The organism is Marinilabilia salmonicolor JCM 21150 (assembly GCF_000259075.1).
Lineage (GTDB): Bacteria > Bacteroidota > Bacteroidia > Bacteroidales > Marinilabiliaceae > Marinilabilia > Marinilabilia salmonicolor.
On record NZ_AJKI01000031.1, the window covers coordinates 125,933 to 142,362 of the forward strand.

Sequence of the window (16,430 nt, forward strand, 5' to 3'; positions counted from 1 at the left end):
AAGAAATTTACCATCGTTTAAGAATTTGTTATTATGGCCGTACGCCGCAACATATTATTTTTCCTTTTTATCCTGACGATCTTCGTTTCGGGACGTTCTGCCAACGCTCAGGAAAAACAGACCGTTACCTTTTCAGACCATCTTTCGTGGAATGATTCTGCTGAATATCCGGTCTTACCCTTCAGAGGAAGCGGTTATTATGATGAAGAATCCGGGATACCCGTTTATACAAGCTCCTTCCCTATGCCCGAAAACTTCAATCTCTCCGGATCAATCATTGACAGTGTTGAATTTTTCCCCGGGAAATGGGTTTCTGTTTCAAAAGGTAATTATCTCACAGACATAACCGGAAATGATCTGACGAACAGTTTTTCATACAAAATTGTTACCATTAGAAAAAAAGCATATCTGGAAGTTGAAATAATTCCTTACAAACAATCCACCGAACCAAACAACGGCTGGAAGAAACTTATTCAATACACAGTAAAAGTGTCCTTCTCCCCCAAAAAAAGCGCTGAATTGAAAGCTGCATCCGACCGATATGCATCCAACTCTGTTCTGTCATCCGGCAAATGGGTAAAAACAGGAAGCAGTCGGCGGGGAATACACAAGATATCGTATGAAACGCTTCAGCAATGGGGATTTACAAACCCTTCGAAAGTTCAGGTATTTGGAAACGGAGGAGCTATGGTGCCCATAAACAACAGCGAAGAACGTCCGGACGATTTGCCCCCGATTGGCACCCTACACACCGGAAATGCACTGTTCTTTTACAGTCCCGGAACCTGGAACTGGATTTATGATCCGGGTTCAGAGATGTTCAATTTCCGGAACCACCAATTTTCGCCGATGGCCTTTTTCTTTTTATCGGAGGTATCCGGAACAGTAAGAACTCCTGAACAACAACAATCTCCGGCAGGAACAACAACTGCCACAACCCAGTCTTACGATGCACTTTACTTTCATGCCCTGGAAAATGAAAACATTCTGAATTCGGGCAATCAATGGCTGGGAGAAAAATTTAATTCCACCATCGCCATGTCGAGAAATTTCGAGGTGGAAATACCCAATCTTATCACAGGAGAAGAGGCTCTTTTTCACACCCAGGTTGCAGGTCGGTCCAACTCCAGTCAGGCTTTCGACATTCAAATAGGTGAGTCCGCCGAACAAACGGTTTACATCAATACCGTCTCCCTGAGCGACTATCTGGGATATTATTTACGTTTGGCCACCGGAAATCATACGTTTTTACCTGAAAGCTCCAAATTTAATATCAATTACACCTATAGTAATGCCTCCACCACCTCCATCGGATGGCTAGATTATTTCATAATCAACGGACGGGGACATCTCTCGATGGAAAACGGTTCTTTTGATTTTCGGGACCAGTCAGTCGTTATCCCCGGAGGAATTGTCAATTATGAAATTGCCCAGGCGAGCGGCTCAGACCTTGTCTGGAACATCAGCAACCCTCTGGTTCCCTTACAAATGGAAACAGAAATAGAAAATGGCACCCTTCATTTCACAGCCCGGGCAGACGAAATCAAAGAATACGTGGCCTTCAATCCATCTCAGAATTTTCCTCAACCTGAGTTTATTGGAAATGTGGAAAACCAAAATCTGCACGCTACTACTCCTGCAGAAATGGTAATTGTAGCACCTCCTGAATTTATGGGACAAGCCGGAAGACTGGCAAATTTGCATAAACAACATTCAGAATTGACGGTAACTATTGCAAACCGGGATCAGATATACAATGAGTTTTCATGGGGGCATCCGGATCCGGGAGCCATCAGAGCATTCCTGAAAATGCTATACGACCGTGCCGGCGACAATGTGGCGATTTCGCCCAAATTATTACTGCTTTTTGGCGACGGGACCTATGACAACAGGCATCTAAACAACACTCCGGCCGCACCCCTGCCCACTTATCAGTCCGATAATTCCATTTATCAGACATCTACATTTGTTACCGACGATTTCTTTGGTTTTCTGGATGATGACGAAGGCGATGACCTGAGAAACGACCGTCTGGATATCGGCATAGGGCGTTTTCCGGTAACCTCCATAGAACAGGCGGTTACTGCAGTTGACAAATCTGAAGCCTACCTACAGAATCAGGACAACGGAAAATGGAAAACCAAACTTACCTTTGTGGGCGACGATGGAGATTACAATATTCACGTAAGAGATGCCGACCGACTGACCCAGAAAATTTCAGCCAATCACAAGCAATTTGATCTGAATAAAATCTACTTTGACGCCTTCCCCATGACCACCGGTGCTGTGGGAAAAGAATTCCCGGAAGCCAAAACCCGAACAATGCAGGCAATTACAGAAGGGACACTGATTTTTAATTATACCGGCCATGGCAGCGAAAACAACCTTGCACACGAGAAACTGATTACCAGAACAGATATAAAAAACTGGAACAATAAAAGCCGACTTCCTTTGTTCATAACTGCCACTTGTGAATTTAGCCGGTTCGACAACCATAATCACACCTCAGCAGGAGAAGAGGTATTCCTCCATCCCAATGGTGGAGGCATAGCACTTTTATCCACTACAAGAATTGTCTATTCGAGTCTTAACTTCACGCTCAACAATGCCTTTTACAACCACGCTTTCGAAAAAGACGAAAACGGTTTGCCGCTGCGATTCGGAGAAATGATGCGTCGCACCAAACTTGAATCGGGCGCCAATACCAACAAACTCAATTTCACACTTCTGGGAGATCCGGCTTTGCGCCTCATTTATCCTGCCAACGAGGTTGCTACGGCTTCCCTCAACAATATTGAAGTATTCGATCAACCGGACACCCTTCGTGCCTTAACCAAAAACAGAATAACCGGCATCATAAAAAATACAGATGGCGAGCATATCAATAATTTTTCCGGTAATGTTTCGGTTACTGTTTACGATAAAGCCGTGAATACCCGAACCCTTGGCAACGGAGGTAACGAACCATTCGAATTCAAAGAATTTTCAAACATTCTATTTAAAGGAGAAGCCACTGTCACCAACGGAAACTTCTCTCTGGAATTTGTTATTCCCAAAGACATCAGATACAATTTTGACAATGGCAGAATCAGCTACTATGCCATTTCTGATGATGGCACAGAAGCTGCCGGAGCTTTTTCTGATGTGGTAATTGGCGGCATCAGTGAAAATCCCGATGCCGACAATCAGGGACCTCAAGTAAACCTTTACCTAAATCATCCGGGTTTTGCATCGGGCCAAACCACGGGATCGAGACCGATTCTTTACGCAGAAATTTTTGATGAATCAGGAATCAATACCTCAGGTATTGGCATCGGTCACAACATCACACTTATTATTGATGAAGATACCAATAATCCACTGGTACTGAACGATGCTTTTACGGCAGACACAGATCAATATCAGAAAGGAACACTTCAGTTTCAGCTACCTCTGCTCGAAAACGGAACACATAACCTGACACTTAAAGTGTGGGATAATTACAATAATTCGTCCACCGCAACGTTAAGTTTCAATGTTAACCCAAGCCATGGAATGAATATCCGTAATTTTTCTGTCTGGCCTAACCCGGTAGCTCCCGGACAGGAGGTTTACCTCAACATGCAAACGGATGTACCCAATGCGCTGCTAAAGGCAACCATTCAATTCATAGACAGTGGCGGCAAAGTAACAGGAACTGTTGAAGATGAAATTATATCCACTGGAAATGTTATAGGGCCATACAAGTTACCAATGGAAAAATCGGGTTGGAATTATTCGCAGATTTGTTTTGTACGCATAATTTTGACACCGCAAAACGGAGAAGAATCGCAGGTAGTGGCCAAACTTTTGCCCGCACCATAATATAGTGCCTGTCCATAAACTAAGCGTTTTTCACGTGTTTGAACTAGGAAGGTCAAATTCAAGGCGTGTGAAAAATCTAAAACCACAGAATACTAAGGTATCTGAGGATTTAGATTTTGAGCAACAACGCAGAAGTTGGACTTTTATAGACAAACACTAAATAACAAGGAAAAAACAAAATGATGAACAAAAAATCTTGCAGTAAAGCACTTTTAGCAATCCTGTTTCTTGGTATTGCACAATTTACCACGGCTCAGGATGATGATGTCAACCTCAGTGGTCAGCAAAATATTATCAGCACTGCCGTATCGTTTCTTGACATAGCTCCGGAATCGAGAGGAGGTGCCATGGGTAATACAGGTGTGGCCATTTCTCCCGATGTGAATTCCCAGCACTGGAACCCGGCAAAGTATGCATTTATCGACAAAGAATCGGGTGTTGCACTCTCGTACACACCCTGGCTCAGAAAGCTGGTTAACGACATCAACCTTTACTATCTGGCAGGATTTTTAAGACTGGATGACATGCAGACCATCAGCGGATCTATTCGTTACTTTTCGCTGGGGGATATTACTTTTATGTCGGAAGATGCACAACCACAGGGAAATGCTTCTCCTCACGAGTTTGCTATAGATGCGGCCTACAGTCGCGTTTTATCCGATCACTTCTCCGGATCAGTTGCCTTTCGGTACATACGCTCCGACCTTCAAATGAATTTCAGTAATTCTGCAGGCAGTGAAACCTATCAGGCAGGTAACTCATTTGCGGCAGATCTTGCATTCTACTATCAGAATGAAATTGACTTTGGCGGAAATGACGCCAACCTGAGTGCCGGTATCAACATTTCAAATATCGGTAGTAAAATCTCCTACGACGGAAATATTGAACAGTTTATTCCCACCAACCTGAGACTGGGAACTGCATTGAAAACAAATCTTGATGAATACAACCAACTCACTGTAGCACTGGATTTAAATAAACTTCTGGTTCCAACCCCCGATTATCAGGAGGTAGAAGAAAACAACTCTGTTTTTCAAAGTGACAACGTGTCTGTCATCTCCGGAATCTTTCAATCTTTCAGCGATGCTCCGGGAGGGATGGAAGAAGAACTCCAGGAGATCAATGTGAGCGTGGGAGCCGAATACCTGTACAACAAGCAGTTTGCTGTTCGCGCAGGTTATTTCCACGAGCATGAAAACAAAGGAAACCGGAAATATTTCACTGCCGGTGTGGGGCTGAAGTTCAACATGCTTTCCATCGATGCTTCCTACATCATTCCGGTGGTTCAGAACAACCCGCTGGCGAACACCGTCCGGTTTACTCTGGGGCTGGACCTGGATCAGATGATCGGGCAGTAAGTTAGGATTGAGGAATGAGAAATGAAGGTTGAGATATGAAAAAGATTTGAGAGGTGAGGGATGAGAGATGAGCTAAGAACTAACAACCAGGAGGTATGATTGGAGGTTGATGAACGGTGACTGATTCTTATTCGGTTTTCCTATTGATGGTGAACCAGCCCCAGCGGGGCGACAGTTTGGTAGCAATAGCGTTAGATTTAATGGAAAAGCCCCGGTAGGGGTGACACCTTAATTTGAAAAGACTTTCTCTTCTGCCTTCTATCTTCTGCCTATACCCCCCCGGGGCTGAACGAAGCTTTTCGTTACAGTCCTTTTTTTTGTATTTTTGCAATCTAAAAATTAAGATATGTCAATACGTATTGGAATGGGATATGATGTGCATCAACTATCCGAAGGCTATAAACTCTGGATCGGTGGCATCGAAGTCCCTTATGAAAAAGGCTCTGTGGGCCACTCCGACGGAGATGTGCTGATTCATGCCATTTGCGATGCACTATTGGGCGCCCTGAATCTCCGTGACATCGGTTACCACTTCCCCGACACAGATCCGGCACTGAAAAGAATAGACAGCAAAATCCTGCTCCAAAAAACCATGGAAATCATCCGGAATGAAGGGTATGAACTGGGAAATCTGGATTCCACCATCTGCCTGCAAAAACCAAAAATAAATCCTGTTATTCCCGAAATGCAAAAAACACTGGCCCGCGTAATGAGTGTGGACGCATTAAAAGTATCGGTTAAAGCAACCACCACCGAGAAACTCGGATTTGTGGGTGAAGGCAAAGGGATCTCGGCCTATGCAACGGTGCTGTTAGCTGTTAGCTCGTAGCCGTCAGTTCATTAGTTCACCAACTCATTAGTTCATTAGCGATAAATAGTGCCCGTCTATAAAGTCGGGAAAATTTGTAAAAGTCATATGTCTGGTCAGAAAGTGCCAATTGCAAGGCTTGCGACCGCGTGCCGCCTAAAGCTTTAGCGGTGGCGCAAGCCGCCAAAAACGGAGTTTACTTGGGTAAATGAGTATTTTGGCGGCAAGCGTAACGACGCAAATGGTACTTTATGGACAGACACTAAATATTCACAAATGAATACAATATCATCAATAGATCACTTCAATGAAGTTGTAAAAGAAGAAGCAGCCATACTGGTTTATTTCTCACATGAACAATGCAATGTATGCAAGGTATTAAAGCCTAAAGTGCAAAGTCTGCTGGAGGAGAAATTCCCCCAGATGGCAATGTATTACAGCGATACAGTGAACCAGGCAGAAGTTGCCGCACAAAACCGGGTATTTGCAGTGCCTACCGTACTGGTGTTTTTTGATGGTCGTGAAACCTACCGTTTCAGCCGCAACATCGGACTCGGAGAGTTGGAGCAGTCAATACAACGCCCCTACTCAATGATTTTTGAATAGCCGGAAAAGCAGTTCTTCATCAGCCATATTGGGCAAAGTCACCTTCAAACGAGGTTCTTTTTCCATAGCCCTGCGGGCTGCAAAAACAGCGCCCCCGTTTCGGGCCCAGCTTCGTCTGCTAATGCCGTTGTTCACATCCCAGAAAAGCATGCTCTTCAATCGTTCGGAAGCTTCCGGAGATCCATCCAGCACCATCCCGAAACCTCCGTTTATTACCTCTCCCCAACCTACACCTCCGCCGTTGTGTAAACTCACCCAGGTGGCACCCCTGAAGGCATCTCCAATGACATTTTGAACGGCCATATCGGCTGTAAATCCTGAACCGTCATAAATATTGGAGGTTTCCCGAAACGGACTATCGGTTCCGGAGACATCATGATGATCTCTGCCAAGCACCACCGGAGCTTTCAAACGCCCTTCGGCCACGGCCATGTTAAACGCTTCGGCAATGCGTATGCGCCCCTCTGCATCGGCATATAATATTCTTGCCTGAGAACCCACAACAAGACGATTTGACTCAGCTTCACGTATCCAGTGAAGGTTATCTCCTATTTGTTGTGCAATTTCAGGAGGAGCCTCATTTTTCATCTCTGCCAACACTTCTGCAGCTATCCGGTCCGTCTCAGAAAGATCATCTGTTGTACCTGATGTGCAAACCCACCGGAAAGGACCAAAACCGTAATCGAAACACAAAGGTCCCATAATATCCTGCACATAGGAAGGATAGCGAAAACCGCCCTTTTCGTTAAGCACATCTGCTCCTGCCCGACTGCTTTCCAGCAAAAATGCATTTCCATAGTCAAAGAAGTACATGCCCCGGGCCGACAACTTATTGATGGCCTCCACCTGACGCCGGAGTGAAGTCCTCACTTTCTCTTTAAACAAATCAGGTTCTTCCACCATCATCCGATTCGCTTCATCAAAAGTCAAATCCACAGGATAATACCCCCCAGCCCACGGGTTATGCAACGAGGTCTGGTCAGATCCGATATCCACCTTAATGTTTTCTTTGGCAAATCGTTCCCAAACCTCCACAATATTGCCCTGAAAGGCTATAGAAACTGTTTCTCTGTTCTCAACAGCTTTTGTTACCCTGTTGACCAGGGCATCCATATTGTCAATAACCTCATCTACCCAGCCCTGCTGGTAGCGGGTCTCCACGGCCTTAGGGTTTACCTCTGCCGTAACACTCACACAGCCGGCAATATTGGCCGCTTTTGGCTGAGCACCGGACATTCCTCCCAGTCCGGCAGTGACGAACAAAGCACCTTCTCCAGCCCCCTTACTTCCAGGACGCCTAAGGGCATTCATAATGGTAATGGTTGTTCCATGCACAATTCCCTGCGGCCCGATATACATAAAAGATCCGGCGGTCATCTGACCATATTGGGATACTCCCAGTGCATTAAACCTTTCATAATCGTCGGGAGAAGAATAATTAGGAATAACCATCCCATTGGTAACCACCACACGGGGCGCATTTAAGGAAGAAGGAAACAAACCTGCCGGATGACCGGAATAAAGCACCAATGTCTGATCATCAGTCATGGTTGCCAGGTACCGCATAGTAAGCAGATACTGAGCCCAGTTCTGAAAAACAGCACCGTTGCCACCATAGGTAATCAACTCATGAGGATGCTGAGCCACCTTTGGATCCAGATTGTTCTGAATCATCAGCATAATGGCAGCTGCCTGCTGAGATTGATGCGGATATTCATCAATAGATCGCGCCTTCATTTCATACCGGGGCCGAAAACGATACATGTAAATTCGTCCGTAGGTATTAAGCTCATTCAAAAACTCGGGAGCCAGCTCTTCATGAAATTCCGGAGGAAAATAGCGCAACGCATTCTTTAGCGCCAAAACTTTTTCATCTTCCGATAAAATATCTTTACGCTTTGGAGCATGATTTACAGAAGAATCGTATGACTGCGGTTCCGGTAGCTGATCGGAGATTCCGGTCAGAATGGCTTGTTGAAAAGTATCTTGCATGGTAAAAACAATTCAAAAAAGTTCTGAATGGTGAATTTAGCCACTCCTCACCAAAAATGCCATGACAAATCACAGTTCTTCCTCCGGCTTATTTCTTTCGACAAGCAATTGTCTTCCAATATCGGCGATGTTATACAACAAAATAAACTGTTGTCTTTCCAAAGGAGGAAGATCTGCCTTCAGAAGTTCCTGAACTTGCTGAATAACTGCTGAAATCTCTTCCGCTTTCACTTGTGAAGAAGAATTGCTTTCAAAGATTTCAAGGACCATTTGCCCCATGATCAAAAGCCTGGAATTTACAGACTGCCCAAGTTCCCGGTGCGCACCAAATGCAGAAACAAAGGAAAGCAGCGCATGATTCAGATGCGTCAGCTTAAATGCTTTCTTACGGAATTTTCTGTATTTCCGGGGTTCGGCCTGCATATCCTGCCAGGAGAGTGCCACGGCATTATCGGCCTGATGGGCTTCCCTGCGGGCAATCCGGTATTCCAGATTGTCATCAGAAGTCCCTTTATCATACTCAGCCAATATTGCTCTAAGATAAATGATGTTTTTTTGAAGAGCCCCGGTAAGCAGACCCGGTAATCGCTTATATTGCCATTGCGGCCACAGAAAACGCACCGTTCCAAGGGCCAGAAAAGCTCCAATAATAGTATCAATCAGTCGTGGAAGCATTACTGGCACTCCCCGGCTTGAGATAAGATTGAAAGCACACAGCACAAAAACAGTAATAAAAACCACAGAAACAGAATATTGCCTTTTAAGCCAGGCAAAGAAGAAAAAGGCAGAAGTAAGCATCAACAAGACCTGTCCCGGCAATGTCAGTAATTTCACTATCAGCACCCCTCCCACAATACCTGTTATGGTCCCCAGCACCCTCTGAAAAAGCCGCTTACGGGTGGCACTGTAACTTGGCTGAAGAACAAAGAGAATGGTCAGAACGATCCACTCCCCTTTATCTATTTCAAAATATTCACTGATAAAAAAACCGATCCAGAAACACAAAGCCAGGCGAATAGCATATCGAAAACGCGGATGCTGAAACGACAACTGTGACCTGAATCTTTGCCAAAACGAACGTTCGTCACGCGAAAGTTTTGGAAGAACTGGCTGTTCAGGCTCCACTGTCAATCGCTGAAATGAGATACCTGCCCGGGTAAGGTTTCCTGTCAGTAAACGAACCGGGTGAGTTTGCTCAAGATTAAGCTGTTCCACCTTCACTGTTAAGGCATCCACAATCCATTTCAGAGATGAAGGGGATGAAAACCGGGTTCCGGAAAGCAAACAATCTGCAAACTTACGTGCAGCATGCGACAACTCATGAAGGGTATGACCGGCAAGCTCCACCACTTCACGATTGGCAACTTCATTGCTCAGCAAATCGTATCGTTCGTGTGTACTTGCTGCTCGTTCGTGCAATCCCTGAAGAATCATAAAATAATGAAACCTTAAGGTCAGCCTCTCATCTGACTCGTTGGCATCACGGTAACTGTTCAACACCTCTTTGATGCGTTCCAGGGTGTTGACCATCTCTATATTTAACAAAGCCAGACGCCCCCGGACTTGCTTTTGCTGAACCTTATCGCTGGGAAAAAGAGACGATTTCTCATCCATATAGCCCGAAAGGGCCATAAAACCACGCGCCAGTTGTTCATCCAACAACCTGTAGGGACGATAATACAACAAAATCAGTGAGATAATGCCATAAAAAAGTGCTCCTCCTGGCAGCAACAAAGGCTGCCAATACCAGGCAGGCGTAATCTCCGCCCCGATCATTGCATAAATACCAATAAGAATGGCGCCAAAAGTAACCCCCCGGTAGCGTTCTCCTGTACCTCCGACAAGAATAAAAAGAATGGTGGAAAGACCAAGACCAATGCCCAGCAGTACCGGCCAGGGCCGCAACAACTCTACCGACAAACTAGAAACCCCAAAACTAATAACTTTTAGTAGCAGAGATTTCACCCGACCGCGCGGATGATCATCTGTTTCGGACAACGCACCCGCCAGCACCCCAAGTGCGAGTGTTACAGCAAAAAAAGAAAGCCCGGCAATTTCAAGCGGGATGGCAACAAACGCCATCACAATAGTTGCTTTGGCAGCCATCAGCATATCGGGGTGCTTCCAAATATTCCGCTGCCACCGTGAAAACAAACTGTGATTTATTAAACGGGAAAATATTCTTACAGCCATAAAGCATCTGCGACCAGCACAGTTTTTTTTGTAGTCGGTTATCAATCCAAAAATTTCTGACTAACCAGGATTGCATCAATGAAACGAAGATGAATTTTGGAGTGCTAAATTCTCTCAGAAGAATGAACAGACTAAAGCACTGCAAGCATATAAATCACTGTAAGAATGACAGCAATCAGTACCAAAAGGGCAAAAAACCGGGTAGCCAGCCCCATTCCTTTAAGCAAAGGAAAGCGTCCGGTAGCCCTCTCGAAAGCGCCCAGCCTTGATGATTGCATATCAGGCTCATCAAAAATACCCATCTCTTTTACAATCTGAGTAGCCCGCCCGGCATCTTCCTGCCTTACCTGAAGTTTCATTCCGCCTACTGCATTAACTATGTAAGTCTGCGAAACAAGTTCATCCTGCACAAAACATTCAATCCCCTCAGCCTCCAGTTTACTTCTGACCAACCCCATCCGATCGGCAAAATCAAAGGTGGCAATGGTAATCAGTGAATTTTCCATATTCTAGCTATTTAGTGTCTGTCCATAAAGTCCCGTTTACTGCGTTATACCATTCACGGAAACTACTCATTTACTAAGGTAAACTCCGCATTTCCGGGAATGGCAAGCCTTGTAAACAGAACCTTCTGAACAGACACAGAACTTGTAAAAAATATTCCCGACTTTATATACGGACTCTATTTAATGTCTGTCCATAAACTAAGCGTTTTTCAAGTGTTTGAAATAGAAAGTTCAAATTCAAGGCGTGTGATAAATCTAAACCACAGAATACTAATGTATTTGAGGATTTAGATTTTGAGCAACAACGCAGAAGTTGGACTTTATAGACAAACACTATTTAGGTTTCAATGTTATTGTGCCATTACACATCATTGAACTTTATAGAGCCTCTGTTCTCCTGATCGGGGGCATAACTGTATATGTCGCGTAACAAAACAGCATATTTGTTGTAAATAACCCTGCGTCTCAGTTTCAAAGTGGGAGACAACTCTCCGGTTGCTGGCCCCCAGGGTTCACATACCAGCCGGAATCGTTTGATTTGCTCGGTCTTTCCCAACGATTTGTTATACTGATTCACCTCCTTCTGAAACAGCTTTTGAATTTTTGGGTGTGTCACCAGCTCCTGATTGTCCCTGAACTGAATACGGTGACCGTTGGCCCACACGTGAAGATACTCAAAATTCGGAGAAATGAGTGCACTTGCAAACTTTTCATTTTCCCCGACAACCATCAACTGTTCAATAAAAAACGATTCTTTCAGAAGGTTCTCTATAGCCTGGGGTGCAATATATTTGCCACTGGAGGTTTTAAACATCTCCTTTTTCCGGTCGGTTATCTTGAGAAAGCGTCCCTTTTCAAAGGTTCCGATGTCCCCGGTGTGTAGCCATCCGTCCTTCTCTAATACCTCATCAGTATTTTTTATGTCTTTATAATACCCTTTCATCACACTGGGACCTTTCACAAGAATCTCCCCGTCCTCATCAGTTTTCACTTCTATATTTTTCAGGGTTGGCCCCACTGTTCCAATGAGCAATGAGTTGGGTTCACTGAGATGATTGGCAGCAATCACCGGTGAAGTTTCAGTCATTCCGTAACCTTCCATAAGCGGAATGCCTGCCGCAAAAAACAAGCGACTAAGACGTGGTTGAAGAGCGGCCCCTCCTGAAATCACAAATTTCAAATTGCCCCCGAAAATCTTTTGCCATTTCGAAAACACCAGTTTACGGGCTATCCACAACCTCATCCCATACCAAAAATGGTGTTTCCCATCCACCCGGTACTTTTCTCCAAGCTTAAGCGACTGGAAAAAGACCATTCTTTTAAACCCTCTAAGTTCTTCTCCTTTAGAAACAATCCTGTCATAAATACGCTCAATTACCCTTGGAACCGTTGCAAAAGCTGAAGCTTTTATCTCCGCCATGTTCTGGGCAATTGTTCCCAGATTTTCAGCATAATAAATACTGCAGGCTTTTTTCTGAAATAGATAATTCACCATGCGCTCATACACATGGCAAAGCGGAAGAAAGCTGAGAATCCTGTCTGATTCATCCAGGGGGTAAAGATTCTCCACGCCTTCAATGTTACTGAGAATATTCTTGTGAGTGAGCATTACCCCTTTAGGCAATCCGGTGGTTCCGGAAGTATAGATAATGGTCAATAAGTCATCCGGCTTGATGGATGCAGATGCTTTATCAAACTGCTCCCGGTATTTTATCTTGGCATTAAACCCTTCCCGGGTGACCTCTGTCCAGTTTGGAATATCTTCATAATGGTTGAAGGTATAGACCTTTTTGAGTTTTCCGATTTTCTTTGCAATAGGGAGCAACCGTTTATAGGTAGGCAAATCTGACACCAACAACATTTTACTGTCGGAATGCGAAAGAATGTGTCTGTAATCCTCATCTCCCATTGTAGGATAAACAGGAACATGCACCACTCCAATCAGGGCCATTCCCATGTCCACAAAGTTCCATTCGGGACGGTTGTTTGAAACAGTGGCAATTTTATCACCCTTTTTAAAGCCCATTGCCAGCAACCCGAATGCAAAGTTCCGTGCATTCCGGACATAATCCTCGGTGCTGAATTTCACCCAGTTCCCCTCTCTTTTGGCAACTAAAATATCAGACTTTTCATGGTTGAGTCTAAGGTTTTCCAGTAAATCAAAAGTCCTGTCGATCCTCATTGCAAAATATCTGTTTGCCGACCATAAGGCCGGATATTATCCAAGTTTTTCTTCTATCAGTGCTTTGGCTTTGGAGAGGGCACTGTCAAGTCCGGCAGGATTTTTCCCTCCTGCTGACGCAAAGAACGGTTGACCGCCTCCGCCACCTTTAATTTCCTGAGCTACCGAACGAATAAGTTCCACAGCATTCAACGTCCCATTTTCGGCCAGACTGTCAGATAAAATTACAGCAAGCTGGGGTTTTCCGTTAACTTCTGAACCCAACACTGCCACCATCTCTCCATCCAGGTCATTGCGAAGCTGAAAAGCCAGATCTTTCAAATTTCCACCCAGTTCGGGTTTCACCTGCCTGATGATCACACTTACCCCGTTAACATTCTCAGCTCCGTCAATAACAGACTGTTTTTCAATCCTCAGAAAGTTCTGCATCATTCCCTCGAGATCTTTTGTCAATCTGGAATTCTGACTGATTAAACTTTCAATACTTTTGCGCAATTCTCCCTTACTTTTTACCAGTCCGGCAATCTCTTCAAGCACATCAGACTGACTGTAAACCAACTCTTCGGCTCTGTCGGCCGATACGGCTTCAATACGTCTGATACCGGCAGATACAGACCCCTCACTGATAATCCGGAAAAATCCTATCTCTCCGGTAGCATGTACGTGGGTACCCCCGCAAAGTTCCACAGAATCTCCAAATCCGATGGTACGCACCACATCCCCATACTTCTCTCCAAACAGTGCCATGGCTCCCATTTCGCGGGCTTTCTCCAAAGGCACCTCACGATGCTCCTCCACCTGAATATTTGCCCGGATTTCTGCATTTACCATCTTCTCAACCTGACGAATCTCTTCGGGTGTGACTTTCTGAAAATGAGCAAAGTCAAACCTCAGATAATCGGGGTGCACCAAGGATCCTTTCTGTTCCACATGATCTCCCAGCATGGCCCTTAAGGCTTTATGCAATAAGTGCGTTGCAGTGTGATTACTTGCAGCCCTGCGACGTTTCTCCACATTCACCGTTGCTTTGAAAGCTGCCTCCTGATTGGCCGGCAACTTTTTAGCAATATGAATAATCAGATCATTCTCTTTTTTTGTGTCGATAATTTCAATTTTCTCCTCTTCTGAAGTGATTATCCCTGAATCACCAACCTGTCCTCCACTCTCGGCATAAAACGGAGTGATATTAAAAACCAGTTGATACTGCTCTTTATTTTTAACCTTCACCTGTCGGTAGCGGGTGATGTAAACTTCCGTTTCATGATAATCATAGCCCACAAACTCTTCTTCCTTGTCATCACGCAATACCACCCAGTCGCCCGTCTCTACGGCAGAGGCATTCCGCGCACGCGATTTCTGCGCTTCCATCTCCTTTTCAAATTCCCGGCGATTCACTACCAGCCCTTTCTCGGAAAGAATCAGTTCTGTAAGATCGAGCGGAAAACCGAAAGTATCGTACAATTCAAAAGCAACTTTACCATCCACGACTTTATACTCACCTTTCAGTGTTTCTGCAATAATTTTATCAAGAAGCGCTATACCTGTGGCCAAAGTTTTCAAGAAAGACTCTTCCTCTTCATGAATTACTTTTTGGATTAATTCCTTTTGTGATTTCAACTCAGGATAAGCATCTCCCATCACATCAATCAGCACTGGCAACAGACCGCTCAAAAATGGCTTACGGACATTCAGAAAAGTGTAAGCATACCGAACAGCCCTCCTCAAAATCCTGCGTATTACATACCCGGCCTTATTATTAGACGGAAGTTGCCCGTCGGCAATAGAAAAGGCAATGGTACGGATATGATCAGCAATGACCCGCATGGCCACATCTCCATCATTTGAGGCCCCGTATTTCACATTGGTAAGCGACGCTATCTGCTGAATCAGTGGCAGAAAAATATCGGTGTCATAGTTGGAGCTTTTTTTCTGAAGTACACGACAGAGACGTTCAAATCCCATTCCTGTATCCACATGCTTCTGGGGCAAAGAAGTCAGTTCACCAGAAGACTTCCGGTTATACTGAATAAATACAAGATTCCAGATTTCAATAACCTCGGGATGATCCTTATTCACCAGTTCATGCCCGCCTTTTTTCAAGCGCTCTTCTTCGCTGCGCAGGTCAATGTGGATTTCAGAACAGGGTCCGCAGGGACCGGACTCTCCCATCTCCCAGAAATTGTCTTTTTTATTCCCGTTCAGAATACGTTCTTCAGGAAGATATTGCTGCCAGCACTGAGCAGCCTCCTCATCACGCTCAACGCCATCGGAAGCATCCCCTTCAAATACAGTGGCATAAAGGCGCTCCTTGTCAACATTCAATTCACCGGTAAGAAATTCCCAGGCCCAGTCGATGGCTTCCTTTTTGAAGTAATCACCAAAAGACCAGTTGCCCAGCATTTCGAACATCGTGTGGTGATAAGTATCGTGTCCCACCTCTTCCAGGTCGTTGTGTTTCCCGGAAACTCTCAGACATTTCTGTGCATCTGCCACCCTTGGCGCTGCCGGCTCCCGGTTTCCCAGAAAAATATCCTTAAACTGATTCATCCCCGCATTGGTAAACATAAGCGTTGGGTCGTTCTTAACAACCATGGGTGCAGAGGGCACAATAACGTGCTCTTTGGATTTAAAAAAATCAAAAAATTTCTGTCGTACCTCAGATGCTCTCATATACTGTTCATTAATAATTTGTTGTCGAAATAAAACTTTCCGCCAAAAAAATTAAACTTTTTTTTATTTTTTCCGTAGACTATCCGTCCATATCAATGGAAGATAGTCATTTTTTGCTGCCACAACCAACTGTTTAGCAATATGATAAAAACTTCCAAAAGGACAATTTGTTTAAACCACAATAAACATTGTACAATAATGACAAAAAATTCAGACGCTACAAAATTAGATTAATCCTCTAATAAATAGGTGTTGAAAACTTTTTTTTCTAT

The 16,430-nt window shown here is 44.5% G+C and carries 9 protein-coding genes; 4 read left to right on the forward strand and 5 right to left on the reverse strand.

Annotated features, from left to right (window positions below; translation table 11 throughout):
- The first annotated feature begins 33 nt into the window (after positions 1–33).
- From porU to W7W_RS0114970, 4 genes are all read left to right on the forward strand, one after another.
- On the forward strand, positions 34–3,843 hold the full coding sequence (porU, locus tag W7W_RS0114955) for a type IX secretion system sortase PorU (protein ID WP_010664515.1): 3,810 nt from the start codon (positions 34–36) through the stop codon (positions 3,841–3,843).
- Positions 3,844–4,022: 179 nt separating this feature from the next.
- A complete protein-coding gene (porV, locus tag W7W_RS0114960; protein ID WP_010664516.1) occupies positions 4,023–5,201 on the forward strand; it encodes a type IX secretion system outer membrane channel protein PorV in 1,179 nt (392 codons plus the stop codon).
- Between the two features lie 346 nt (positions 5,202–5,547).
- Positions 5,548–6,030, forward strand: coding sequence for a 2-C-methyl-D-erythritol 2,4-cyclodiphosphate synthase (gene ispF, locus W7W_RS0114965; RefSeq protein ID WP_010664517.1), 483 nt, complete (start codon positions 5,548–5,550; stop codon positions 6,028–6,030).
- A 255-nt stretch (positions 6,031–6,285) separates the two neighbouring features.
- The gene (locus W7W_RS0114970) at positions 6,286–6,615 is read left to right on the forward strand and encodes a thioredoxin family protein (protein ID WP_010664518.1); all 330 of its coding nucleotides are present in this window, start codon (positions 6,286–6,288) and stop codon (positions 6,613–6,615) included.
- Here W7W_RS0114970 and W7W_RS0114975 read toward each other — a convergent pair.
- The 5 genes from W7W_RS0114975 to alaS all read right to left on the reverse strand — a co-directional run bounded on the left by W7W_RS0114975 (position 6,598) and on the right by alaS (position 16,158).
- The gene (locus tag W7W_RS0114975) at positions 6,598–8,607 is read right to left on the reverse strand and encodes a urocanate hydratase (RefSeq protein ID WP_010664519.1); all 2,010 of its coding nucleotides are present in this window, start codon (positions 8,605–8,607) and stop codon (positions 6,598–6,600) included. The genes W7W_RS0114970 and W7W_RS0114975 overlap by 18 nt on opposite strands.
- Positions 8,608–8,676: 69 nt before the next feature.
- Positions 8,677–10,761, reverse strand: a complete 2,085-nt coding sequence (gene yccS / locus W7W_RS0114980) for a YccS family putative transporter (protein WP_238532142.1) — start codon at positions 10,759–10,761, stop codon at positions 8,677–8,679.
- 170 nt (positions 10,762–10,931) lie between these two features.
- Positions 10,932–11,306: a putative signal transducing protein gene (locus W7W_RS0114985; RefSeq protein ID WP_010664521.1), complete on the reverse strand. Its 375-nt coding sequence runs from the start codon at positions 11,304–11,306 to the stop codon at positions 10,932–10,934.
- 361 nt (positions 11,307–11,667) lie between these two features.
- Positions 11,668–13,488 (reverse strand): AMP-dependent synthetase/ligase, encoded by a 1,821-nt coding sequence (locus W7W_RS0114990; RefSeq protein ID WP_010664522.1) that lies wholly within the window; start codon positions 13,486–13,488, stop codon positions 11,668–11,670.
- 36 nt (positions 13,489–13,524) lie between these two features.
- Positions 13,525–16,158, reverse strand: a complete 2,634-nt coding sequence (alaS, locus tag W7W_RS0114995) for an alanine--tRNA ligase (RefSeq protein WP_010664523.1) — start codon at positions 16,156–16,158, stop codon at positions 13,525–13,527.
- Positions 16,159–16,430 lie beyond the last annotated feature (272 nt).